The organism is Bacillus sp. SJZ110, from assembly GCF_006715455.1.
GTDB lineage: Bacteria > Bacillota > Bacilli > Bacillales > Bacillaceae > Bacillus > Bacillus subtilis.
Map to the genome: position 1 here is coordinate 310,479 of NZ_VFNF01000003.1, position 23,943 is coordinate 334,421.

The window sequence follows — 23,943 nt, forward strand, 5'->3', positions numbered from 1 at the left end:
AAAAAAGGAAGGACATTGAACCTCCCTCCTTGTTTTGTTTTATTCTTCTTTTGAAGCGGCTGTTTGTTCGCGCACCTGCTTTTGTTTATTGATGTAGTGAATGATCAATGTTACCGCAAATGCAGCGATAATGATAATGAAGAATACAGAGTGCGGCATTTCGTAATGGAAAGCGCTCCCCGCCATTTTCAGCGCGATAATGCCGATTAACACGAATGCTGTGTTTTCCAGCTCAGGAATTTTATCAATCAGCACAAGGAACACTTTTGCCACTGTACGCATCATTAAAATACCAAGCATACCGCCGATCAGAAGCACCCATACTTTTTCAGATACTGCAAACGCGGCTAGGATGCTGTCCACAGAGAAGGCAAGATCCATTAATTCTACTGAAATGACAGTCGCCCAGAAGATCCCGAACGTGCGGACCATCCAAGAGTTTTTCTTCATGCCGTCCGCTTCCTCTTCTTTTTCGCCTATCCAGAAGTGCTTAATGACGAGCCAAGCCAGGTAAAGCGCGCCAAGCACCTTGATCCACCAGAATTTAATGAGAAGCATACCGAGCCCGATGAAAATAAACCTGAAAATATAAGCTCCAAACAAACCATACGTTAACGCTTTTTTTCGCTGTTTTTCCGGCAGGTGTTTAACCATGACCGCAAGAACAAGCGCGTTATCGGCCGATAAAAGGCCTTCCAGAACAACAAGGGAACCGATCAAACCCCAGGAAACAGGATCAGTCAGAACTTCCCCCCACATTTTCCAATCGAAAAATGAAGCATACGTAGACAAAATATGATGTAAAAAGTCCAAGTTTTTTCCTCCTATAATTTGAAACGGTGACTTCTCTATTTGTCACTCGCTTACACTTGCAAACCGTAATTCCGGCACAATGCAGCCAGCCCGCCGGAAAATCCGCTGCCGATCGCATTGAATTTCCACTCGCCGCCGTGTCTGTAAAGCTCACAAACGACAACAGCTGTTTCAATGGAGAAGTCTTCTCCCAAATCGAAGCGAAGAAGCTCATTCTGCGTTTCTTCATCCACAACGCGGACAAATGCATTGGAAACTTGTCCAAAGTTTTGGCTGCGTGCTTCAGCGTCGTGAATGGTCACTGTGATGCCGATTTTCTCAATGTGAGCCGGGATTTTTGAGAAATCAACGATAATCTGCTCATCATCTCCGTCGCCCTCACCCGTGCGGTTGTCACCCGTATGGATGACACCGCCGCTCGGATGTTCAAGGTTATTATAGAAGACGAAATCGAGATCATTTACGCAGTTATCATGCGCATCAACTAAAAAGGCCGAAGCATCCAGGTCAAAATCGTGTCCGCCGGAATACTTGTTTGTATCCCAGCCTAAGCCGATCACCGCTTTTGTCAGTCCCGGATTTGTTTTCGTTAAATCAATGCGCTGTCCTTTTGATAATTGAATGGCCATACTGCCTCTCTCCTTTCTGCTCTTCGTATTTGTCTTAACCGACTTGCAAACCGTAGTCTGTTGCAATGCGGGCAAGGCCGCCTTGGTAGCCTGAGCCGATTGCTGAGAATTTCCACTCGCCGTTATGTCTGTAAAGCTCCCCTGCAATGATTGCCGTTTCAATAGAGAAATCTTCTGCAAGATCGTAACGGATGAGCTCTTCATTTGTTTCTTCATTTACGATGCGGACAAACGCGTTTGATACTTGTCCAAAGTTTTGGCTGCGCGCTTCTGCATCGTGAATGGTAATAACAAATGAGATTTTATCAATGTTTGCCGGTACAGCGCTGAGATTTACTTTTACATTCTCATCGTCGCCTTCGCCAGCACCAGTCAGGTTGTCGCCTGAATGAACGACTGAACCGTTGCCGCCTTCAAGCTGGTTGTAGAAAATAAAGTCGTTTGGTGACGCGCATTTGCCTGCAGCGTCTAACAGAAACACACTTGAGTCAAGATCAAAGTCGTGTCCGCCGTCATACTTGTTCGTATCCCAGCCTAAACCGACAACAACCTTTGAAAGACCCGGATTTGTTTTTGTTAAATCTACTTTTTGTCCTTTTGCCAATGAAATTGTCATGTTTCATCCACTCCTTTTCTTTTATACGTATCGGCTGATAATATCTTCTAATCTCGTATCGTTTGTGCCTTCACCGATCGCCGCAAACTTCCACTCACTGCCGCTGCGGTAGATTTCTGCTGTAATCAGGCTTGTTCTGCCGGCGTAATTGTCTCTCAAATTGTACTTGAGCATTTCCTCGTGATTAGATTGATCAACTACGCGGATAAACGCATTTTGAATCATGCCGAAATCTTGTTTTCTTCTGACACAATCGTAAATGTTCACTACAAATACAAGCTTATCGATGTTTCCAGGCACTTTATCTAAATCTATCATAATTTGCTCATCATCGCCCGCACCGTCACCCGTCAGGTTGTCGCCTGTATGCTGTACACCGCCGCAGCGGCTTTTCAGGTTGCCGAAATAAATCAGGTTTTTCTTATCGGTGAATTTTCCGTTTTCCAGCATCAGCACTGAAGCGTCACAGTCGATATTCGGACCGCCTCCGCCAAGCAGTTTGCTGAAGAATCCTCCGCCTGAGGACACTGGGTCCCAGCCGAGACCGACCATCAATTTTGACAGACCGGCTTTTCCTTTTGTTAAATCAATTCGTTGACCTTTTTCTAAAGAAATTGCCACACGATTCACTCCTACTCATCGAAATGTGAAGATAGTCACATTTATTTTTACGCTCACAAGGAAAATAAGCCGTAAATTACTAATATATACGTTTGTTATTATATCAAAGTTTCGTAAAAGTTAAGAATAATTGACGAAAAACCTCGAAAAAAAACTTCCATATTTGATATATGATTTGCAAATGCTATAAAGTGCGCTTCTTAAACAAACCATTTGACGCGGGCAAGTCATTTTGCCTATTCTGGTGTCACCATCTAAAAACAGACAGAAAGGAAGCGGCCTTTTGATTCATTTAAGCATACTTGATCAGGCACCTGTTTCTAAAGGAGAGAGCCCTGTGACAACTCTTCAGCATTCGGTTGAGCTTGCTCGATTTAGCGAAGAGTGGGGCTATAAGCGTTATTGGTTTGCCGAGCATCACAGCACGAAAGGACTGGCAAGCACAGCGCCTGAAATCATGATCGCCCGCATCGCAGCACAGACAAACACCATTCGTGTCGGATCAGGCGGCGTGCTTCTGCCCCAATACAGCCCATTTAAAGTGGCTGAAACCTTTCGCCAGCTTGAGGCCCTGTATCCAAACCGGATTGACCTCGGCGTCGGTCGTTCCCCCGGCGGCACGACAAAAACCAGGCTTGCATTAACGGACGGGGTGAAAAAAAGCTTAACCGAATTTAACAGACAGCTGCAGGATGTCTCTTATTTTCTAACAGATTCCCTTCCTCCCGACCATCCGTATGCCGGAATCAAAGCGGCGCCCCTTATTGGTACGGCACCCGAGCTATGGGTGCTCGGTCTTGGTGAAAACAGCGCAAGACGCGCGGCGCACCAGGGGATTGGATATGTATTTGGGCATTTCATTAATCCCGAGCGAGGAGAAAATGCATTCCGCATCTACCGGGAAAGCTTTCGGCCCTCAGCCCATTTTTCGAATCCATCCGCACTGTTTACGATTTTTGTCATTTGCGCAAAAACAGATGAAGAGGCAGAAGAACTCGCATTAAGCCAGGATTTGTGGCTTCTTCGCGTCGGAAAAGGCTTGGACAGCCGCGTGCCAAGCATCGAGGAAGCGAAAGTTCATCCCTATACAGCGTCCGATAAAAAACTCATAGAAGAAAACAGAAAGCGGATGGTGATCGGTTCTCCAACCACTGTCAAACAACAGCTGTTAGACCTCACAGGCCGCTACGAAACAAATGAAATCATGGTTCTGTGCAATGTGTTTGATTTTGAGGCGAAAAAAGAATCGTATGAGCGCCTTGCCGGATTGTTTCTATAAAAAAAGCAGTTTTCCCTAGGGAAAACTGCTTTTCATGTTATCGGCTTCTTTTTTTGCGCTGAGCTTCTTTTTTGATAAACGTCCAAACTCCCTGAACTGCAAATCCGATTAATAGCAAAACGATCAATAGAAGGGTAATAGACGGACCTGGCGGCGTCCCGAGCTGATAGGATGATGTCAGTCCCGTAAATACGCTGAATAATGAAATGAGTATGGCTGTAATGAAAACCATGTTAAAGCCTTTTGCAATTCTGATGGCGAAGGCTGCCGGCAATACGAGCAGGGCCGATACAAGAAGGACCCCGATGATCGGAATAATGACTGAAATCGCAAGGCCTGTGACAATACTGAATGACAACGAGAGAACGTTTGTATTGATTCCCGATGTTTTGGCTGTTGCTTCATCAAACGTCAGCAGGTAGAGCGGCCTTCTCAGTACGATAAAATAAAGCAGGATCAGCAGTGTGATAATACTGATAATATAGACCTGCTGCTGGTTTACTGTCACAAGCGATCCAAATAGGTATTGATCGATGCTCATATTGGCTGTGCCTTTGGAAAGGCTGATTAAAAACATCGCGAAGGACAAACCAGCTGCCATTAAGATGGCAATGGACACTTCTGAATAAGTCCGATACGCCCGCCGCATGTATTCAATTCCGATCGCGCCGATGGTCACGACGACTATGCTTGCTGCGGTTATATTGGTGCTGAGAAAAAAGCCGATGGCAACACCTGACAATGAGATATGTGAAAGTGTGTCAGCCATTAAGGCCTGTCTTCTGAGAACGAGATACACTCCTAGTATCGGAGCCATGACGGCGATCATGCCGCCTGCTAGAAAAGCTCGTCGCATGAATTCCAAGTCAAACATTTCCATCCGCCTTTTTCTCCTCTCTCTAATCGAATCACTTTATCTAAAAATTGCTGTACTTCGTTTTGTTCGTGAGTAACCATCACAACTGTGCGATTGTGATTTTTCACGAGGTGATGCATAAATTCGTAAAATCCTTTTCTGCTGTCGTAATCAACAGCTGTCGTCGGTTCGTCCAGCATCAGCAGATCCGGGTTGCTGGCGAGCATTCTGGCGATACAGATTTTCTGTTTCTGTCCGCCTGATAAATCACCGATTTTACGATGGCGGAGCTCCCACATTTCCACCATTTTCAGTGCTTTTTCTACTTCAAGATGATCTTCTTCATTTAAACGTTTAAACCATTTCCCTTTTGTATAGCGGCCTGACTGAACAAGCTCCAGCACCGTGCTCGGAAAGCCGGCATTAAATGAAGAAATTTGCTGCGGGACGTACCCTATGGTCAGGCGTTTCCCTTCTGTATTCCTTTTACTGATCGTCACTGTGCCTTCCCACGGTTTCAGCATGCCGAGCATTACCTTTATGAGCGTCGATTTAGAGGCGCCGTTTGGTCCAGTGATGCCGACGAACTCACCGCTTTCAATATCAAGTGATACTTTATCTAAAACAGGCGTATGGGAATAGCCGAAAACGATATCTTTCAATGAGACGAGATTCATGTTAATCTTCCTTTCTCACAAAGAAATAGTGTGCACCCTCCGGCGCACACTATCTTATGATTTAACCAATAGTGAATCTTTCAGGGCATCGAGGTTTTGTTTCATAATGTCGATATACCCTAAACCTTTATCCTGTTCTTCTTTGCTCAAGCCTTCCAGTGTATTCAGCACTTCTGTCTTCGCGCCGATTTCACTGGCGAGCGTATCTGCGACCTTTGAGGATGCAATTTCTTCAAAGTAAATGACTTTTACATTATGTTCTTTGGCATATGTTTTCAGCTTTGCCAAGCTGGCTGCACTCGGTTCTTGGTCAGGTGACAGCCCTGCAATCGGAACCTGCTTCAAGCCGTATTCTTTTGCCAGATAGCCAAAAGCTGTATGCTGCGTGATAAATTCTTTTTTCTCCGCTTTTTTTGCGGTTGTACGATATAGTTTATCAAGATCCTGCAGTTTTGCAATATATTCTTTACTATTTTTCTCATAGTATTCTTTGTTATCCGGGTCCTGCTTCACGATTTGCGCCGTAATATTTTTAACTTCCTTCTGTGCCAGAACAGGGCTGAGCCATACGTGAGGATCCATTGCATGACTGTGCTCATGCTCCCCATGATCATGCTCTTCGTGTTCTTCTTCAGAGCCTTCCATTAAATCAATACCTTTGCTTGCATTAACGAAAACGGCATGGCCTTGGCCCATGCTTTTTTCAGCTGACGGAACCCATGTCTCCATGTATTCACTATTATAAACGAACAAATCAGCATCCTGAATGTTAGCAATGTCTTTCGGCGTCGGTTCCCAATCATGCGGTTCAACGGAAGATGGGATTAACAGATCCACATCGCCTTTGTCTTTTACAATTTGTTTTGTGAATTCATACATCGGATAGAACGTTGTGACAACGTGCAGTTTATCACCCTTTGAATCCGCCGACCCTTTTGTTGATGAGTTGCCGCATGCTGCAACCAATAAAAAGCACGCTGCAATCACAAACAAACCGCTCCATTTTTTAAACATATCGTATATCCCCTCTTTTTCAGTAACTTTAAATCAAAATGATAACGATTTTGTAATCCTATATCATAATAAACCGAAGTCATTACGTTTTGCAAGAATAAATTTCATTTTCATTTATTCTTCCCGCCTGCAGAGCGAATATATGTACTAAAAAAACCCGGCTAAGAATGCCGGGCTACTTCAATCATTAGTTTGTTTTGTCCAGAAGATAGACCCTGCTCTCATAAGGCCGGAACACCATTTCGTCAGCAAGATCATCGTTGTTATAATTGCTGAGAAGCAGTGAGGCCTGAGCTTTGCCGCAGTTCTTAGGCCACTGAAAAACAGCCTGCTCTTTTGAAAAATTATTGACCGACAAAAGCTGCTGTTTACTGTTTTCTCTCATGTATACAAACAACTGCGGATCGTCCGGAAGCAAAAGATCAAAGCTCCCTTTCATGAGGTCAGCGTACTGCTTTCTCAGGCTGATCAGCTTTTTGTAATAGTTTAAGACAGAATCAGGATCTCCCTGCGCTTCCTCCACATTGATTGCGGTGAAGTTCGGATTGACCTTCAGCCAAGGCGTGCCGTCAGTAAATCCGGCATTTTTGCCGCTGTTCCACTGCATCGGGGTCCGGGCGTGATCCCGGCTTTTGGCTAAGATCGATCTCATCACATCATTTGGATCATAGCCTTTTTCAAACACCCGTTTATGATACATATTGATCGTTTGGATATCTTTGTAGTCTTCAATCCGGGTGAACGGCGCGTTTGTCATCCCGATTTCTTCTCCCTGATAAATATACGGCGTGCCCTTCATAAAATAAAGTACGGCTGCCAGCATTTTCGCTGATGCTTTGCGGTATTCCCCATCGTCTCCGAATCTGGACACAATCCGGGGCTGGTCATGGTTGCACCAAAACAATGTATTCCAGCCTTGATGCTCAAGCTTCTTTTGCCATTTTGTCAAAACCGATTTTAAATCAGAAAGCTCAAGGGGCTTCAAATCCCAATGTTCTTTTCCGGGCTGCTGATCAAGCTCCATATGCTGAAAGTGAAAAATCATATTCAGCTCATGCTTATCTGTTCCCGTATATTTCAGGCCTTCTTCCGGTGTGACACTGCCGACCTCTCCGACAGACATGACATCATATTGGGAAAACACTTCATCTGTCATTTCTTTTAAATAGTCATGGATTCGTTCGCCATTTGGCTGAAAGGGCTTCGGCTCTGCCTGCTGATTGATATAGTCCTCATACGAAGGAAGATATTCTTTCTTAGAAATGAGATGGAGCTGATCAATTCGCAAACCGTCGACCCCTTTATCGAGCCAAAATTTCATCATGTCATACACCGCCTGGCGAACTTCAGGATTTTCCCAGTTTAAATCAGCTTGTTTGACGGCATTCATATGGAGATAGTATTCTCCGGTGTGCTCCTCGTATTGCCAGACCGGGCAGCCATAGTCTGAGAGCCAGTCTGTCGGCGGGCCGTTCTTTGTGCCGGGACGCCAATAATAATAGCTGCGGTATTTGCTGTTTTTGTCCAGCTCCGCTTCTTTAAACCACGGATGCTCGACCGAGGTGTGATTTAACACAAAGTCCATCACCAGCTTTAATCCCCGCTGATGCACCTGGTCCAACAGCTCGTGAAAATCGTCCATTGTTCCGTAAGAATCCATAATCGCCTTATGGTTTGTCACATCATACCCGTAATCAACATTCGGAGAAGGATAGATCGGGCAAATCCAAATCACATCTGCCCCGAGTTCCTTTATGTAGTCAAGACGGGAAATAATCCCCCGCAAGTCCCCAATTCCGTCTCCATTGCTGTCCTGAAAGCTTCTCGGGTAAATTTGGTACACCACTGCATCCTTCCACCAGTCCGTTTTCATCCCGCAATCCCCCTGTTTTGTCTTCTATTCAAGCTGAGATGGATAAAGTGTCATTCCGCCGTCGACGAAAAGTGTTGCGCCGGTCACATAGCTTGCTTCCTCAGATACGAGCCAAGCTGCTGCTGCCGCCACTTCTTCAGGCTTTCCGAAGGCCTTCATCGGGATTTTTTTCAATTGTTTTTGCCTGCTCTCTTCCTTTTTCATATCAACATTTGATTCTGTGGCAATGGTGCCGGGCGCTATCGCATTGACGCGGATTCCCTTATCCGCATAATTGAGCGCCAGCGTTTCCGTCATCATCTTGATGCCGCCTTTGGATGTGGAATACTGAACGTTGACAGGGCGCGGAATCTGCTGATGAACACTTGAGATATTCAGCACATTGCCCTTGATATTGTTTTTCATCATGTGGTTAAGTGCTGCTTTCGCTCCCAGAAAGGTTCCGGTAACATTGACATCAATCACTCTCTGCCAATCTTCAAGACTCATCTCATGCGGCATCGCCTCAACGCCGTTAAAACCAGAGTTGTTTACCATCACATCGAGCGTGCCGAAATGCTCTAAAGCTGTGTCCAAGAGCGCCTGAATCCCCTCTTCTTTTGACACGTCCGCCTCAACTGCGACGGCTTTCCCTCCGTTCTGCTTAATAATTTTCAGGGTTTCATCGGCTCCAGACGGGTCGCTGTGGTAGTTTACAACAACATTCATTTTCTCCTGTCCGAACCGTTCCGCAATGGCTTTCCCGATTCCTTTTGAAGACCCTGTCACAATCGCTGTTTTTCCGGTTAAATCTTTGTACATACTTGATATCCTCCTCTGATTTCTCACTATGCAGTGGAAAATACCCTGTTTTTCCGAGTTGAAAACAGCACAAAAAAAAGCAGAGAACCTGTAGTTCTCTGCCATTTCCTATTGAAAACGCTGCTCGGCAAGCTTCTTTTTAATATTCATCAGCCTGCGGTAAAAGAAAGCGGCGGACTCGTAATGTTCCAGCTGATTGAAACGTTCCGCTGTATCATGCAGCAGATCTTCGGCGTCTGCAAGAAGCTGCCTGGATTCCAGCAGGTCAATGCATTCTGTAAGCACGTTCAGGTCGCCGCTTCCAAGATACAGCTCATGAATGAGGCGGAATTTCGTCAAGTACATGTCATCCTCCCATTCAGCCGCGCTCTTTATCCCGCGGTCATACGCCTCTACTGCCTTGTCGTATTTTCCCTCTTTACAGTAGATATGGGTCAGTGAAAATACAGCTTGAACAGCTTGCTGAAAGTTGTGCTCCTCAAAAATGGCGGCGGCTGTTTTGAAATAGCCCTCCGCTTCTTTGTAATCACCCAGACTGTACTTACAGTGTCCGACATTATAATAGGCAGCGGCGATCATGTACGCTTCTTCAAGCTGCCTGGCATGATCTAAAGCGCTGCACAAGTGGGTCAGTGCTTTTTCATGATGATACACATCGGTCAAATTTCCGGCGATGATAAATTCACACTGAACCCGGCGGCGACCGTACAGTTCATATTTCGTATAGATATCAAGCGCCTGGCTCGCATAATTCATGGAAAAATACGTTTGTTTAATGTGATAATACACTTCTGCGACTTTAAAAAGAAACTCAGCTTTTTCGATCTCATCCTCGACATACTCGAGCTTTTCCTCGGCATGTTTATAATGGTCAATCGCTAATATGAAATTTTTCTGCTTGAATTCGTACATTCCTCTGAAATAATAAAAGTAGTATTCCAGTAAGCCCGTGAGTTTTTGCTGATTGCTTTCAATTTCGTTCAGCATATCAGAGAACGGAGGCTTGGTGTCGCTGTCTTTCACCGGCATCAGCTTATCAAGCATGATTCGATGCCGGAATTCCATCAAAGAAAAATATAAAAGCAAGTCCTGGTTCTCTTCCATATCTTCTAAATCGTATTCAATCTCCTGCTTTAACGCTTCTGCTTGATCTGCTTCAAATGCGCGAATGAGCTTGTACCATTCATTCAGCTTTACTGCTACTTCTTCTGATGGAATCTTTGCTCTCATCGGTCTGCCTCCTTCCTCCTGCTACTATTTATGTTATATTTTATCATAGCTGTTCGCTTTTAGAGAGAGTCAATCACTTAAAAGCGTTAACATTCAGCACATCTTGAGAAAGTGAGACCGATATGAAGTTACCCGCAAAAACATTTGTTATCTTATGTATTCTATTTCTTCTAGATCTTTGTTTTAGTTATATTCGGCATGAATGGCATTCTCAAAACGCCTTGCAGGACATGCCTGTCCCCTCGGATCTTCATCCGATTGTGAAGCAGAATGCCGATGCACTCAAAGCCGCTGCAGCGAATAAAGGCATTACCGTCGTCATTACTGAAGGATTCAGGTCCTTTAAGGAACAAGATGAATTATATAAACAGGGACGTACAAAAAAAGGGAATATTGTCACCTATGCAAGAGGAGGGGAATCGTATCATAACTATGGTTTAGCGATTGATTTCGCCCTTCAAAAAAAGGATGGCAGCATCATATGGGATATGGAATATGACGGCAATCAAAACGAAAAATCAGATTGGCTGGAGGTTGTCGAGATCGCTAAGACACTCGGTTTCGAATGGGGCGGGGATTGGAAACGATTCAAGGACTATCCCCACTTGGAGATGATTCCTAACTAGACACCCCTCACAGCCTTTTCTTTTTCCTTTTGTGCGCATCAATATAGGAAGGGTAAACCGGCTTATAGACAAGTTTGTAGTGCTGGTCACTGCCTGCTGTAAAATCGGGCTGCCATTCCAGCTTCACATCAAAAGCGGCTAAAAATGCTTCTCTCGCTTCTTCAGCGGAAACATCCGGCCTGTGATTTATCGCTTCCAATTGTTCAGGTTCAATATCAGGCGCCATAAAAGCGTCAATCAACCCAGTTTCCGGATTGACAATGATGCGGGCAGCGCCGAACCGCAGCGGCACTCCTTTATACCAGACAGAAAAATGGTTGCGGACTCTCCCTCTTTCATCAATTCGGACGGGATTCACCCTGAAAAACTCAGCCGCTCTCGGATAGAGGGCATACAAAAATTGAAGCGCTATCTCTTGGCATTCTTCCGTGGAGCATTGGCGGTTGTTCTGCCGCTCCATAAAAGAAAGAGCTGCTTTTAATTTTCCGGTTCTTTTATCCGTCTTCATTTTGATTGTGTTTTTATTTCTCGTTTCAAAATAGCTTCCTATGCTTAAATCCTTACGCTCCGGCGCAGCGCCCCTGCGCCATGTGCTTCCAATTTGTTCTCCAAAGTCTCTTTCACTGACTTTCTGCATATCAGAGGTAAAACCCAGCAAGGCAAATATATCAACTTCTTCCTTGTTCTGAAGCGGCGGCAGTGGCGCCGTGTTTTCTATTCTTTCATCTGCGATATGCTGGTCGGGCACAATTTCGTCTACATCTGCGGGATAGCTGTATCCCGGGAGAATCGGTTCATAAACAAGCCTTGGTTCCTGTTCGCCATCAATGACATCGTACATCAGCTCAAAAGACATTGTGTTTAAGTAATGGGACACAACCTTCTCTTTTGCTACAAATTCCGTCGGAACTTCGGCTTTATACCCTTCCCCGTAATATAGAAAGTGGACAATCTGACCGCTGCGTGTCATATCAATTAAAAAACCTGAATTGGGAATCGGAAGCCCCAGCTCCATTTTGGTATAGACAAACCGGATGTGCTGCCCCCGTTCTTCCTTGCCTTGAAAATGAAAATTCATAAATGTGCCGGGATGATTGGCAGCGGCAAACTGAAGAGCCGTCAGCTTCAGCTCGGCATCTGGAAGTTGTTTGTCTGTCTCGGAGCGGACAGTTGTTGAAAAGGTGAGCAAAGCGCCGTCATTTCTAAGTTCAACTGTAATGTGCTTTTCCGGATCTTTAGGGTCCTTCCAGATAAAATATGCCTGCCCGTTCTTCTTTTGCTTTTGGTCGTAATCTTCTATCTCAAGCTCATAATGCGTCGGTACATTTCCGATCTCCTGCGCCTTCTTTTTCAGCTGTTTATTAACCAATGAAGTCATCCCTTTCAAAGAGTCTACGACAAAGAGAATCCTGTTTATTATATAAAAAGACCTTTCTTCTTTTAAAGTGAAGAAAGGTCCTTTTCTATTATTGTCATTGTTTTTCGAGATTCTTTCTGTTACTTTCATCACATACTCTCTTCTATATCTGAGGCAATTGCGTGACTTTTGGCTGTTTCACCATATGCTGAAGACAGGCTCTCCTGTATGTGCATCGATAAAACGCGGATACACCGGCTTATAGACGAGCCGGTAGCTGTGTTCTTCATCATCCCCGTACTCTCTTTCCCAGCCAAGCTCAACTTTAAAATGCTGCCAAAAGATAGACTTGGCTTGTTCAACTGAAATAGCCGGCACAGGATCAATGGTTGCCAGCTTATTTGGGTCAATATCCGGTCCCATATAAACGGTGATATACCCTGTCTGGCGGCTGACACAAATTCTGATCTGCCCAAATCGGATCGGAACTCCGTGACAATGCGCTTCAAATGTAAAAACAGCGACTGCGTTTTCTTCTTCATCCTTTTCATCGTATCTGATCCTAAAATATTGATCGGCATTCGGAAATAAAGCAAACAGAAAGCGAAGCGCGATTTTTTCGGACTCTGCCTCAGTTACTGTCAGCGGCCCTTTTTCCTCCATAAATGACATGACGCCTTCGAGTTTTCCGGTTTCTTTGTTATAGATGGTTTTCAGCACTTGATGAGTCCGTCCCTTAAACCAGCTGTCCATGCTTTTATCCGCCGGCTGATACACAGGGTCATCCGGATTCCGCCAAACGATTCCGATTCTCCCATCTCCCAAATCCGCTTCCCGCTCTTTGACAAACCCATTTTCAATACCAATCATGCTGTCAGGATCGGCCTTTTCGCGGATGCCCTCGAATAAAGGGAGAGGAAAGCTCTCAGGCTCCCTGTAATTATCGTCATCATCAACTCCTCCTTGTTCTTCTTGAACCAAATCCGCAGGTACGGTAATGGCCCTACATTCAGGCTCATACACCAAATGCGGCTGATCATCTCCGTTTTTGTAAACAGAACGATGGAGAACCTCAAACAAAAGGTCGAACTCCACGTCCTTCTTGATAAAGGCAAATGCCTCTTCAACATCCGCGACCCTCTTTGGCTTGATGATGCTGCCCGCTTTGCCGTAATAGCGGAAGTAAACGATCTCACCTGATAAGGAAACATCAGCCATAAATCCGCTCATGGGGAGAGGAAGCCCAGCCTCCATTTGAACATATGAAAATCTCACTTTATCGCCGTATGCACGGTCATTTTCTTCACGAACAAAGGCAGAGAGTGCCCCCGGATGATGAGTCTCGACAAATTGGCAAATGATATCCTCTAGTTTCTCCTCAGACAGCCTTTCTCCGCTTTCAGGCTCAATATCACGGGAAAGGGATTCCAGCTCCCCGTCCGGTCCAAGTTCCACGATAATGCCGATATTCTCATCCTGAGGATCTGCCCAACAAAAATGAGCTCTTTTATCATCACCGCCATAATCTTCAATTTCCAGTTTTAAGTGTGTCGGCACCCGGCCGATTTCCAATGCTTTTTGTTTCAGTTCCTCTTTCTTCACAAAGGCAGCCCCTTTCATCCTTCTTATGTTCCCTTCAACTAATCAAAAAGTAATAGTCTAAAATACACAGTTTTCTGAGTTTACCAGTTTTACCAGAACATTTTTCACCAAAAATAGGATGATGAACCTATTCAATATAAAAGCTAATAATCTTAAAATTAATTCCGTTGTAACTTTTTATAGGTCCATTCATGACAAAGGAGGGCGGAGTTTCCAGAAAATCCGGTGAAAACCGTGAGAAAAGAACTGATTTTTTTGGTTATATGATGCTAATCCATTCAAAAAGATCCATTTCTCAAAGACAAAAGACTCCCTTTCCTAAACCATTTGAGGAGGAAAAATGAATGTTTCAGAAAAAAACGTACGCTGTTTTCCTAATTCTTTTGCTGATGATGTTTACAGCTGCTTGTTCCGGCAGCAAAACAAGCGCGGAGAAGAAAGAATCAGAAACAGAAAAAAGCTCAGATATAGCTCAAGTCAAAATCAAGGATGTCTCTTACACACTTCCGTCTAAATATGATAAGTCCACTTCAGATGACCAGCTTGTGTTAAAAGTCAATGTCGCGGTTAAAAACACAGGAAAAGACCCGTTGAATGTAGACAGTATGGATTTCACATTGTATCAAGGTGATACCAAAATGTCTGACACAGACCCTGAAGACTATAGCGAAAAGCTTCAAGGCAGCACGATTAACGCTGACAAATCCGTTGAAGGAAATCTTTTCTTCGTTGTAGATAAAGGCAAGCAATACGAGCTCAACTATACGCCGGAATCTTACGGTGATAAAAAGCCAAAATCAGTTACTTTTAAAATTGACGGAAAAGACAAAAAAATCCTGGCGACGGCAGATAAGCTCCAAGATTCTGCAAAAGCGTTATCAGCTTATGTTGATGTCCTTCTTTTCGGCAAAGATAACGCCGATTTCGAAAAAATCACCGGCGCTAACAAAAATGAAATTGTAAATGATTTCAATGAATCAGCCAAAGACGGTTATCTCTCAGCTTCCGGCCTTTCCAGCACATATGCGGACAGCAAAGCGCTTGATAATATCGTGAACGGCATTAAAGAGGGATTAAGCAAAAACTCTTCCATTCAAGCAAAAACGACTTCAATCTCTAAAGACGAAGCAATTGTTGAAGCCACAGTTAAACCTGTAGATGCATCTTCTCTTTCAGACCGTATCGAAGACAAAGTGAAAGACTACTACAGTAAAAACTCTAGTGCCAGCTATGAAGAGGCAGTGAAATACGCGCTTCAAGTCTACCCTGAGGAATTTAAAAAGCTTGGACCTGCTTCATCTGAAAAAACAGTTGAAGTAAAAATGAAGAAAAATGACATCGACCAATGGCAGCTTGATATGGATGATTACAGAGCAGCAGAATTAGTCGAAGCATTCATCAAAGAATAAAACACCAAAAGGAAATAGCCTCGGAGGCTATTTCCTTTTTTATTTGAAAATGTCGCTGATGAAATTCACTTCATCTTCGGTCAGTTCAATGTTCAAGGTTTTCAGGTTATCCTGTAATTGCTCAGGTCGTTTAGCTCCTGGAATAATGGCATCAATCGCCGGTCTCGTTAACAGCCACGCCAAGGCGACATGTGCCGTATCCGCTTGTTTTTCCTCCGCTACTGCTTTCAGCTTATTTACTTTTTTGAGATTGTGGATAAACGTTTCACCCTGAAATTGAGGTTTATCCTTTCTGAAATCATCAAAGACTGTGTCTTGCGTGAATTTTCCTGTCAGCAGTCCGGACGCAAGCGGAAAGTAAGGAATAAAGGAGATGCCTTGTTTTTCACAGTATGGAAGAAGCTCTTTCTCGGCATCACGCTGTATGAGAGAATATTCGGCCTGGAAGACCTCCAAATAGCCGTCAGCATTAAAATCCTGCAATTGCTGATAATCGAGGTTCGAAGCGCCGATCGCTTTGATTTTCCCCTCATCCTTCAGCTCTTTCAAAGTGCCCGCCACTTCAGCGAGAGGTGTTTTTCCATCCGGAAAGTGAACATAATACAAATCAATGTAATCTGTTTTCAGCCGCTTCAGGCTCTTCTCCACCTCGCTGCGAAGAAACTCCCGGCTATTGTCTAATTCAATGCTGCCGTTCACTTCTTTATGAGCTCCTTTGGTGGCGATGATGAGCTCATTCCGTACGCCGCGTTCCTGTACGACTTCGCCGATTAATTCTTCAGATCGCCCCAATCCATATATAAAGGCGGTATCGATAAAGTTGACGCCGCCATCCAATGCCGTGCGCACTAAATCCTTCCCTGTTTCATCATTTAGATTTGGAAATAGATTATGCCCGCCGACCGCATTCGCGCCGAATCCGATCCGCTTCACCTTCAGCTTCGTTTTGCCGAGTGTACGTGTTTGATCCATTGTTCCTTCTCCTTTGAAACCAATTTTGATGAAAAATAGTGCAGGGTCACTTTTTGTATTAGATATCCTTTTTCTATTTTCCTTCTTTTTTCAGGATATACAAAAAGGAGAAAGTGTATTTCTCCTTTTGCAAGTTTATTTTGGAAGAACCCATTTGTCTTTCAGGAAGCAGGCTCTGGCTAGTAAAAAGAAGATGGCGATGAGCACGGCGATGGTTCCCGCCGTATACAAAATGGCAGCCGGGTCAACCATCCCGAATAAAAGCTGTTTAAATAACGCATGCAGGTTCAGAAACGGGATGAGAAAGTATGATAAGTCAAATTGGTTCGGTGCCTTGCTGAAGATGAAAAACATCGGAAACACAGGCAGAAAGACGACGAGAGACATATAGCTTTGCGCTTCTTTTACCGAGCTGGACATGATGCTGATGAAAAGCTCCATCGCAGATATCAGCAATGCAGAGAGCACAATGATTAAGGCTGAAGCGCCGATTACACTCCACATATGATCTCCCAGCTGGAAGGCCGTTTTTAAATTTTCGGTAAATAACACGGTGGACAAAATCAAAAACACCAAAGCCAATACACCTGAAGCCACGGCAAAAGTGGAAACCGCAAGCCACTTGCCGACCAGCACTTTGTTTCTGCTGACTGGCGTTAATAGCAGCGCCTCGATTGACTTCCGGTCCTTTTCACCGGCCATGATATCAAGAGCGATCGGCATTGCGCCGGAAACAATGGAAGTCAGAATCAGCATGGGCAGAATGGCGGAAAGCATAATAGCGGAAGTCCCTTTCTCCTCATCCGCTTCCTTTTGCTGAATCGTAAACGGCTGGATCACCGATTGATCAATATGCTTATTTGTTAAACGTTGCTGCACAATTTCATTTTTGTACTGATCTAAGGCAGACTGCACAAGCTGCATGGCATTTGACGACCCTTGATCGATTGAATTACCGTAAACATCAATCTTAAAAGGTGTCATGCTGTTGACATATGAGTCGAACTCTTTCGGGACGTTCAGATAGGCATCTGCTTTTCCTTCATCAACTGCCTCTTCAGGCTTTGCAAATGTTTTTACGCTGATTTCGTCAATCTCATTAAGCTTGCTTTCCAGTGCGGGCGGAAGCGAATGGCCGACAGCCAGCGTGTACTGCTCCCCTTTGTCGGACAGCATGCTTTCATAAAAGAAGACAAGTCCAAGCATCATAATCATCGGCACTAAGATTGTGAGTAAAATCGTTTTTCTGTCGCGCAAAGCGTCGATCATTTCTTTTTTATAAATATGGCTCAGCATTTAAGAAATCCCCCTGACAAGCTTAGACATAAAGATGTAATTCAAATCCTCACTGCGCTCGCTCTCGTATAGTGATTCAAGCGCCCCCCGGTAAATCACCTCTCCGCTGTGAATCATGATGACACTGTCACAGAGCGCCTGCACTTCCTCCATAATGTGGCTGGAGAAAAGAATCGTTTTTTGTTCTCTTTTCAGCTGCTGTATAAATTCGCGGAAGATGTTGCTTGACGTAATATCAAGCCCAGTTGTCGGCTCATCAAATAAAATGATGTCCGGATCGTGAATCAGCGCTCTGGCAATGGCGACTTTCTGCCTCATGCCTTTCGAAAACCCGCCCACTCTCCGGTTCATATAATCGCGCATGCCGAACCGTTGCGATAAATCTTCTATTCTTGCTTTGATCTCGTGGCGGTTCAGCCCATACAGCCTGCCGAAGTATTGGAGATTTTCTTTAGCGGTCATCCTGTCGTAAAGCCCGGTTTCTCCTCCGAATAAGACACCGATTCTTTTTTTGACCTCAGCCGGCTGCTTGACCGTGTCAAAGCCGTCTACTGTGATTACACCCTGTGATGGTTCAAGCAAGGAAGCAATCATTCTCAGCATCGTGGTTTTGCCGGCACCGTTTTCTCCGAGAATGCCGACGACTTCTCCTTTTTCAATTGTTAAGCTTACATCTCGCACCGCTTTAACTACTTTTTTCTTATCCTGAAACCTGCGGCTGCAATCGGTCAGTGTAATCATGTCACAATCTCCCTTATCTTTATTTCTAGTAATGACTATATAAGAAAAGCTGGATTAGTTGGATAAAGTTGTCGCGAAGAGTTCTTTTTATGTCGCGAAATGGGATAGAATAAAGATGATTCTATGTAACTAGGGGAATGATAATGGTAAAAGTCGGACTTGTAGATGATTATCGAGTAGATTTAGAGAAGCTGGAAGCGATCGTGACCAGAATGCAGGACGTCGAAATTGTCTTTTCCACCGATTCAGCGGAGGAAGCCTACAGGCGGGTAAAGAATGGAGACATTGATCTGCTGCTTGCCGATATCGAGATGCCCCATATATCTGGCTACGAGCTTGCTGATTTGATCAAATCCCATTCACTTGATGTGGATGTGATTTTTGTTACCGGCCACGGCGGTTATGCGGTTCACGCCTTTGACCTGAACGTCCATGATTATATTATGAAGCCGTACTATGCCGACCGTCTGGCCGCTTCCTTCGACCGGTACTTGAAAAAGAAAACGGAAACGAGTTTGAATGGGCGTATATTGATAAAGCAAAAGTCTGAAATGCACGTCCTGCAAAAGAAGGATATTATTTTCGCAGAACGGACGGGACGTTCGACGACGATTGTGACAACCGCCGAAGAGGTGCAAACGTATCAAACATTAAATGATATTAAAGGCGACCTGCCCGAAAAGGATTTTCTTCGTTCGCATCGTTCCTTTATTATCAACATTCATTACATAAAGCATTTTTCCGCTTATACCAAGCATTCATTCACTGTTTCCTTTGAGGGAACGTCTAAAAAAGCGATGATCACTAAGCAGCAGCTTGATTATTTTCAAAACTACTATTTTTGAGGAGTTCGGAACGTGATTACCCTTTTTCAATGTCTTTATCTGGTTTTATTTAGTTTCATATGTTATCAGGGAGCTGCTGCTCTTTCACACAGCACAGCAGTCTCTTGGCTCACCGCTGTTTTAGGCGCAGCTGCTGCAGGATTGTACATTTGGAATACGAAGCGGGTGTGGAAACACTGTTCCTCAGGGCTTTGTGCATGGATTGCCGTGATTCAAGTGATGTCGGCGGGAGTGGTGCTGATCGGCACAGACATCATGCAGGCATTATGTGTAATCGTAATATTTGCAGGGTGTGAAGGGCTCCGTATCGGACAGTCTGCTTTGCAGGCAAGGCTTTCTGATCAAATTGATAAGCTGACTCAAGCTGAACAGCACGCCAATCAAATGCTGATTGATGTGAGAAGCCGGAATCATGACACAATGAAACATATCACTGCAATCAAATCAGCTCAGCCCAAGGCAGATACACAAGCATATATTCAAAACTGGGCGGATCAATACAGTCAATATGACCGATTTTTGAAGGGAGAGAACGCGTACGTTGCAGGGGTGCTTTATGATTTTTTAGAAAAAGCCCGCGCCTCGAATGTGAGTGTTTCGCTGCATATGCATACACCGCTTTCTTCCCTTCCGTTTTCGCCTGCTGATCAGGTCAGCTTGGTCGGCAACATATTAGAAAATGCGCTCGACAGCGCGGAGGAGGCCCGAGAAAAAGCAGAGATTAAACTCGAGACTTCACTGCGCAGCGGACTTTATGTACTGACTTGTGAAAACAGCACTCCCGGGATGGACCCAAAAGTGCTCGATACAATCTATCAATCGTTTGGCCGCTCAACGAAAAACGGCGCTCATGAAGGCATGGGCACATATATCATTCAAAAACTGGTGAAGAGCGCTTTTGGCAGGCTGGATTTTACCTACCGCCACCCCGTCTTCCGGTTAGAAATCAAAATTCCGTTTCAGAAATAAAAAACCTTGAAAAGCCAGGCTTTTCAAGGTTTTTTTCATTATGAGGATAACGCTTGGGCAAAACGATCTGCTTCATCTTGCAGCGTGCTTTCAATTTCTTTGTAACGGCTGGAAATCGTTGATGCACTGACGCCGTATTTTTTCGCCAGTTTAGCTTGAGAAACGGACGCGCCGTTAAGAGAAATCGCGTTTACATAATATTCAACTGCCGCAGCAAAAGCTTCCGGCTTTCTGATGACAGGTGATTTTTTCTCGCAGAATGTTTTCCAGATGTCAATAACAGCTGGGATCAATTCAGTCGGATACTCTTCCCCGCTCATGCCTTCTTCAATAGCCGCAGCGGTTTCTTTCTCCAAGTCGTTTGCCCACTCAACAGTGCTTACTTCCGCTTTCTCTGCTTGTGGCTCTTCATCTTTCTCAGCTAACAACGCGAACAGAACGTTGTTGAATTCCTGCTTCATGAAGTCCTCCGGCGTTTTGCCTTCCTTCACAGCGGCATCCGCATATTTCTTCACCTTGCTGATCAGCGCTTCTGTTCTCTTCACCGGGAAGATCGTGAACTGCATGAAGAATTCTGCTTTTTCCGCTTCGTGGATTGGGTATCCAAGAATCAGGCTTCCCACTGGAGGAAGGTCTTGATTGCTGGCGTCCATTTCCACTTCGAATTGTTTTGCCGTAATGACATCTTCAAAGTGAATGATGCCTTCCTTCAGGTCCTTCAGCAGCAATAAAGCAGGCGTCATGCTCTGCCATGATTCTACGATCTCACGCGTTTTCGGACGAGTGATCGAATCGCCTTTTTTCTGAAGGTACTCTTCGAAGATTGTCTTCTCACCAGCAAGCGGGTGGAAGAAGATTCCCCAGATTCCTAAGTTAAATACGCTGATGTCTTTCGTCTGTCTGTCCATAGCAGAAAGAAAATCATGCTGGTTGATAAAGCCTGAAATGCTTTCTCTATGTACTGTGAAGGCATACTCCACTAAGTCTTCCTGAATTTGTTTCGCTTCTTTTGCCGCTAGTTCCGCCGGGAAGTCGACAACTTTACTTCCGCAGCATTTTTTATATTTCTTGCCGCTGCCGCATGGGCAAGGGGCATTTCGTTTCACTTTTCCCACAATAAACCCTCCGAATTCTGTTGTAACTTTTCTATTTTAACAAAAATAACTTCTGAGGGCTTGGTTTCGGGCTAAAAAAGAATTTGGTAATGTGATAAGCTGGCTGATTATGCCAATTTACCTATGACATTTTCACCAACTTTTGTGATTTAAGGCTTATCACCTATTCCCACTTTAGGCCCTTCTTTTTTACAATCATTAGGTATTTATTTAACATTTTAAGGAGTGTTTCTATTGGAACTAGCTGGTTTCATGCTGCGCGCCTGCGCGCTTGTACTTGATGTAATCATTGCCGCAGCAGTGATTTTGGCAGCCGGATTTACGTTTGGCGATGGGTCCGCCGGTGTCATTATTGTCGCCATATTGATGCTGATTGTGTATCCTTTGCTGATGCCGCTGACAAATTGGAAGGGCACACTGGGCAAAAAAATCATCGGGCTGCAAATCGTGAGGGACGAAACACACGAGAAAATTTCTTTCCTACAGGCGATTGTCCGTTACATCATAGCGTGGGTGCATGTATTCTCCCGCCTGATCTATTTGACAGCCGCATTTACGAAGAAAAAACAAACCGTTCATGATATGGCGGCGAAAACCATTGTGCTAAAAGTAGAATAACCTTGAAGAATAGGACTCTTCAAGGTTATTTATCTCATTAGTTTGTATTCTGGCCCCCGCCGTTCAGCCCTTCTTTAATCAGGCTGTTGACTTGGCTGCTGTACAGAAGGCCGATGTGTCCAACGCCATGGATTTGAACGTTTCTCGCACCGTCTAATCTTGATAAATAATTCATGACAATCATATCGGCACTGCTGTAAATGGATGTGTATAAAATCTTTTGATTTGGATCTGTTCCCGGAAGCGCCTTGCCTGTCGTCAAACGGTTGGCGCCGCCAAGCGTCACGACGTTTTCAACTTTATTTCCGCCGTCCAGATTTTTTATGTAGTAAAGTGTGTTCGCGCCCCCCATGCTGTGAGCGACAATATCCACTTTTTTCGCACCCGTTTCATCTAAAACCTTTTGCACAAATCGTGATAATACCGGGCCATTGTTATAATTTGTGCCTGTCTTGTCCCAAAAATCAACTGCATACAGCTTGTCCCGCGACCAGCCCTGAGATACGAGATAGCTCTTAATTCCCGCAAAATTGAATGATGCCCCTCCAATGCCGTGAACCATAACGACTGGATTGTGTTCAGCGGCTTTTGCTGACGGCTGCAACGCAAACAGCGATGTAACAGACAGCATCAAAATTGTTACAAGTGCAATGATCCTTCTTTTTACAAATTTCATAATATCCTCCTTTTTTTGTAACAAATTCTCCAATTATATTACGTTACCAAATTAATTAAGTAAAGGGTAATTTTGGCTTATTTTTAAAGAAATTTTAAGATTCAGAGGTCATTATTGGTCCTAAAAAGCCAAAAAAAAGAAGGCTTATTGCCTTCTTTTCTTCAATACTCATTGAAATAAGCTTGGATTTTTTGAGGATCATTTGTTTTGGTAAGCGCAAGCATCAGCAACATCCGTGCTTTTTGGGGGTTTAAAGAGTTCGATGCCAGCAAGTCCTTTTCCGCATAGTCTTGGTTTGGTGTGACGACACCATTTCCCGTGCGGGTAGAGCGCACCACTGTAACGCCTTTTTTGACTGCGCTGTCCGCCCCTTTTTCGGCTGCATCAGATAAAGACCCGTTCCCAGAACCGGCAAATACAATCCCCTTTGCTCCGGCTTTTACAGCAGCGTCAAACAGGTAGCTTCCGTCATTTTGGTATCCATAGATAATGTCAACCTGCGGCAGCTCATCAAGATTAGAAACCGAGAAATCCGTGTCCTTCGTATGCTTACGGGTAATCTCATTATTAAAATAGATATCATCTGCAATTGTTCCGACGAAGCCCATTTCTTCTGATTTAAATGTATCTGTTGTGGTTGTGTTTGTTTTGGTGACATATCGGGCTGAGGCAATCCGGTCGTTAAGAACAACAAGCGTCCCTTTCCCTTTTGCCTCAGGGGCACCTGCCACTTTCACTGCATTGTACAGGTTAGAAGGCCCATCAGCGCTGATGGCTGTGGAAGGTCTCATCGAACCGACAATAACAACCGGTTTATCACTTTTCACGGTAAGATTCAAAAAATAAGCGGTTTCCTCCAATGTATCTGTTCCATGAGTCACGACGATTCCGTCTACATCATCTGAAGCGAGCAAGTGGTTGATGCGTTTCGCCAGCTTCAGCAATATTTTATTATCAATATTTGTGCTGCCGACGTTAACAATCTGCTCGCCGCTGACGTTTGCAATGTCTTTCATTTCTGGAACTGCCTCGATCAGTGATTCAACGCCGACAACACCTGCTTTATATTCAGTCGTTGAGGTTTTCGATTGATCGGCACCAGCTATCGTGCCTCCTGTCGCTAAAATTCTAATGTTTGGCAGACCTTTTTTTTCAGAGGCAGAAGCCGAAGAGACTTTTTGTGTCTGCGTTTTTTCTTTCGGGGATTCTTTTGTTTCAGGAGAATGTGAACATCCGGTAAAAACAAACAATAGTGCGGTAAAAAGTACGAGCATTCGTTGTTTTTTCATCTATTTCTCTCCTTACATC

The 23,943-nt window shown here is 44.4% G+C and carries 25 protein-coding genes; 7 read left to right on the top strand and 18 right to left on the bottom strand.

Annotated features, from left to right (window positions below; all coding sequences use genetic code 11):
• Positions 1–39: 39 nt before the first annotated feature.
• The 4 genes from FB592_RS11560 to FB592_RS11575 are packed head-to-tail and all read right to left on the bottom strand — an operon-like array spanning position 40 to position 2,679.
• Positions 40–813, bottom strand: a complete 774-nt coding sequence (locus FB592_RS11560; RefSeq protein WP_003246458.1) for a TerC family protein — start codon at positions 811–813, stop codon at positions 40–42.
• Positions 814–863: 50 nt separating this feature from the next.
• A complete protein-coding gene (locus FB592_RS11565; protein WP_003241242.1) occupies positions 864–1,442 on the bottom strand; it encodes a TerD family protein in 579 nt (192 codons plus the stop codon).
• Positions 1,443–1,476: 34 nt separating this feature from the next.
• Positions 1,477–2,058 carry a TerD family protein gene (locus FB592_RS11570; RefSeq protein WP_003234723.1) on the bottom strand — a complete coding sequence of 194 codons (582 nt, stop codon included), beginning with the start codon at positions 2,056–2,058 and terminating at the stop codon, positions 1,477–1,479.
• A 21-nt stretch (positions 2,059–2,079) separates the two neighbouring features.
• Positions 2,080–2,679, bottom strand: a complete 600-nt coding sequence (locus FB592_RS11575; protein ID WP_003234725.1) for a TerD family protein — start codon at positions 2,677–2,679, stop codon at positions 2,080–2,082.
• Positions 2,680–2,962: 283 nt separating this feature from the next.
• Here FB592_RS11575 and FB592_RS11580 point away from each other — a divergent pair, with 283 nt between their 5' ends.
• Entirely contained in the window at positions 2,963–3,958 is a 996-nt protein-coding gene (locus FB592_RS11580; RefSeq protein WP_124048549.1) for an LLM class flavin-dependent oxidoreductase, read from the top strand.
• Positions 3,959–3,995: 37 nt separating this feature from the next.
• Here the strand turns inward: FB592_RS11580 and znuB are convergent, their stop codons facing one another.
• The 6 genes from znuB to rapJ form a co-directional block, all read right to left on the bottom strand.
• Entirely contained in the window at positions 3,996–4,838 is an 843-nt protein-coding gene (gene znuB, locus FB592_RS11585; RefSeq protein WP_003246340.1) for a zinc ABC transporter permease ZnuB, read from the bottom strand.
• The gene (znuC, locus tag FB592_RS11590; RefSeq protein WP_014475714.1) at positions 4,796–5,491 is read right to left on the bottom strand and encodes a zinc ABC transporter ATP-binding protein ZnuC; all 696 of its coding nucleotides are present in this window, start codon (positions 5,489–5,491) and stop codon (positions 4,796–4,798) included. The genes znuB and znuC overlap by 43 nt, the downstream gene beginning before the upstream one ends.
• A gap of 54 nt (positions 5,492–5,545) precedes the next feature.
• On the bottom strand, positions 5,546–6,505 hold the full coding sequence (locus FB592_RS11595) for a metal ABC transporter substrate-binding protein (RefSeq protein WP_003234733.1): 960 nt from the start codon (positions 6,503–6,505) through the stop codon (positions 5,546–5,548).
• Positions 6,506–6,692: 187 nt separating this feature from the next.
• Positions 6,693–8,378 (bottom strand): glycoside hydrolase family 13 protein, encoded by a 1,686-nt coding sequence (locus FB592_RS11600; RefSeq protein WP_046160023.1) that lies wholly within the window; start codon positions 8,376–8,378, stop codon positions 6,693–6,695.
• Positions 8,379–8,402: 24 nt separating this feature from the next.
• On the bottom strand, positions 8,403–9,179 hold the full coding sequence (locus FB592_RS11605) for an SDR family oxidoreductase (protein ID WP_049140269.1): 777 nt from the start codon (positions 9,177–9,179) through the stop codon (positions 8,403–8,405).
• Between the two features lie 108 nt (positions 9,180–9,287).
• Entirely contained in the window at positions 9,288–10,409 is a 1,122-nt protein-coding gene (rapJ, locus tag FB592_RS11610; RefSeq protein ID WP_049140271.1) for a response regulator aspartate phosphatase RapJ, read from the bottom strand.
• 122 nt (positions 10,410–10,531) lie between these two features.
• On the opposite strand from rapJ, the gene cwlK reads away from it, so the two are divergent.
• A complete protein-coding gene (gene cwlK, locus FB592_RS11615; RefSeq protein ID WP_041053078.1) occupies positions 10,532–11,035 on the top strand; it encodes a peptidoglycan L-alanyl-D-glutamate endopeptidase CwlK in 504 nt (167 codons plus the stop codon).
• Between the two features lie 7 nt (positions 11,036–11,042).
• Here the strand turns inward: cwlK and FB592_RS11620 are convergent, their stop codons facing one another.
• Together FB592_RS11620 and FB592_RS11625 are read right to left on the bottom strand one after the other, a co-directional pair.
• Positions 11,043–12,404 (bottom strand): YcdB/YcdC domain-containing protein, encoded by a 1,362-nt coding sequence (locus tag FB592_RS11620; RefSeq protein ID WP_077671232.1) that lies wholly within the window; start codon positions 12,402–12,404, stop codon positions 11,043–11,045.
• 186 nt (positions 12,405–12,590) lie between these two features.
• Positions 12,591–14,012, bottom strand: a complete 1,422-nt coding sequence (locus FB592_RS11625) for a YcdB/YcdC domain-containing protein (RefSeq protein WP_103803519.1) — start codon at positions 14,010–14,012, stop codon at positions 12,591–12,593.
• Between the two features lie 173 nt (positions 14,013–14,185).
• On the opposite strand from FB592_RS11625, the gene FB592_RS11630 reads away from it, so the two are divergent.
• Both FB592_RS11630 and FB592_RS11635 read left to right on the top strand, forming a co-directional pair.
• Positions 14,186–14,338: a hypothetical protein gene (locus FB592_RS11630; RefSeq protein WP_021481864.1), complete on the top strand. Its 153-nt coding sequence runs from the start codon at positions 14,186–14,188 to the stop codon at positions 14,336–14,338.
• Positions 14,339–15,403: a DUF4352 domain-containing protein gene (locus FB592_RS11635; protein WP_003234750.1), complete on the top strand. Its 1,065-nt coding sequence runs from the start codon at positions 14,339–14,341 to the stop codon at positions 15,401–15,403.
• 39 nt (positions 15,404–15,442) lie between these two features.
• Here the strand turns inward: FB592_RS11635 and FB592_RS11640 are convergent, their stop codons facing one another.
• The 3 genes from FB592_RS11640 to natA form a co-directional block, all read right to left on the bottom strand.
• Positions 15,443–16,375: an aldo/keto reductase gene (locus FB592_RS11640; RefSeq protein WP_021481866.1), complete on the bottom strand. Its 933-nt coding sequence runs from the start codon at positions 16,373–16,375 to the stop codon at positions 15,443–15,445.
• Positions 16,376–16,510: 135 nt separating this feature from the next.
• Positions 16,511–17,671 carry a sodium ABC transporter permease NatB gene (natB, locus tag FB592_RS11645; RefSeq protein ID WP_038828542.1) on the bottom strand — a complete coding sequence of 387 codons (1,161 nt, stop codon included), beginning with the start codon at positions 17,669–17,671 and terminating at the stop codon, positions 16,511–16,513.
• Positions 17,672–18,412, bottom strand: coding sequence for a sodium ABC transporter ATP-binding protein NatA (natA, locus tag FB592_RS11650; RefSeq protein ID WP_103803520.1), 741 nt, complete (start codon positions 18,410–18,412; stop codon positions 17,672–17,674).
• A 143-nt stretch (positions 18,413–18,555) separates the two neighbouring features.
• Between natA and natR the strand changes: the two genes are divergently transcribed.
• Positions 18,556–19,257 carry a two-component system response regulator NatR gene (gene natR / locus FB592_RS11655; RefSeq protein ID WP_038828543.1) on the top strand — a complete coding sequence of 234 codons (702 nt, stop codon included), beginning with the start codon at positions 18,556–18,558 and terminating at the stop codon, positions 19,255–19,257.
• Between the two features lie 12 nt (positions 19,258–19,269).
• Positions 19,270–20,226 carry a two-component system sensor histidine kinase NatK gene (gene natK / locus FB592_RS11660; RefSeq protein WP_141949525.1) on the top strand — a complete coding sequence of 319 codons (957 nt, stop codon included), beginning with the start codon at positions 19,270–19,272 and terminating at the stop codon, positions 20,224–20,226.
• A 38-nt stretch (positions 20,227–20,264) separates the two neighbouring features.
• Here the strand turns inward: natK and FB592_RS11665 are convergent, their stop codons facing one another.
• Positions 20,265–21,341, bottom strand: coding sequence for a helix-turn-helix domain-containing protein (locus FB592_RS11665; protein ID WP_003234762.1), 1,077 nt, complete (start codon positions 21,339–21,341; stop codon positions 20,265–20,267).
• Between the two features lie 234 nt (positions 21,342–21,575).
• Between FB592_RS11665 and FB592_RS11670 the strand changes: the two genes are divergently transcribed.
• The gene (locus FB592_RS11670) at positions 21,576–21,959 is read left to right on the top strand and encodes an RDD family protein (RefSeq protein ID WP_103803522.1); all 384 of its coding nucleotides are present in this window, start codon (positions 21,576–21,578) and stop codon (positions 21,957–21,959) included.
• Between the two features lie 37 nt (positions 21,960–21,996).
• Here the strand turns inward: FB592_RS11670 and estA are convergent, their stop codons facing one another.
• Together estA and ansZ are read right to left on the bottom strand one after the other, a co-directional pair.
• Positions 21,997–22,635, bottom strand: a complete 639-nt coding sequence (gene estA / locus FB592_RS11675) for a lipase EstA (protein ID WP_015715191.1) — start codon at positions 22,633–22,635, stop codon at positions 21,997–21,999.
• A gap of 161 nt (positions 22,636–22,796) precedes the next feature.
• A complete protein-coding gene (gene ansZ / locus FB592_RS11680; RefSeq protein WP_003234769.1) occupies positions 22,797–23,924 on the bottom strand; it encodes an asparaginase AnsZ in 1,128 nt (375 codons plus the stop codon).
• Positions 23,925–23,943: the final 19 nt, after the last annotated feature.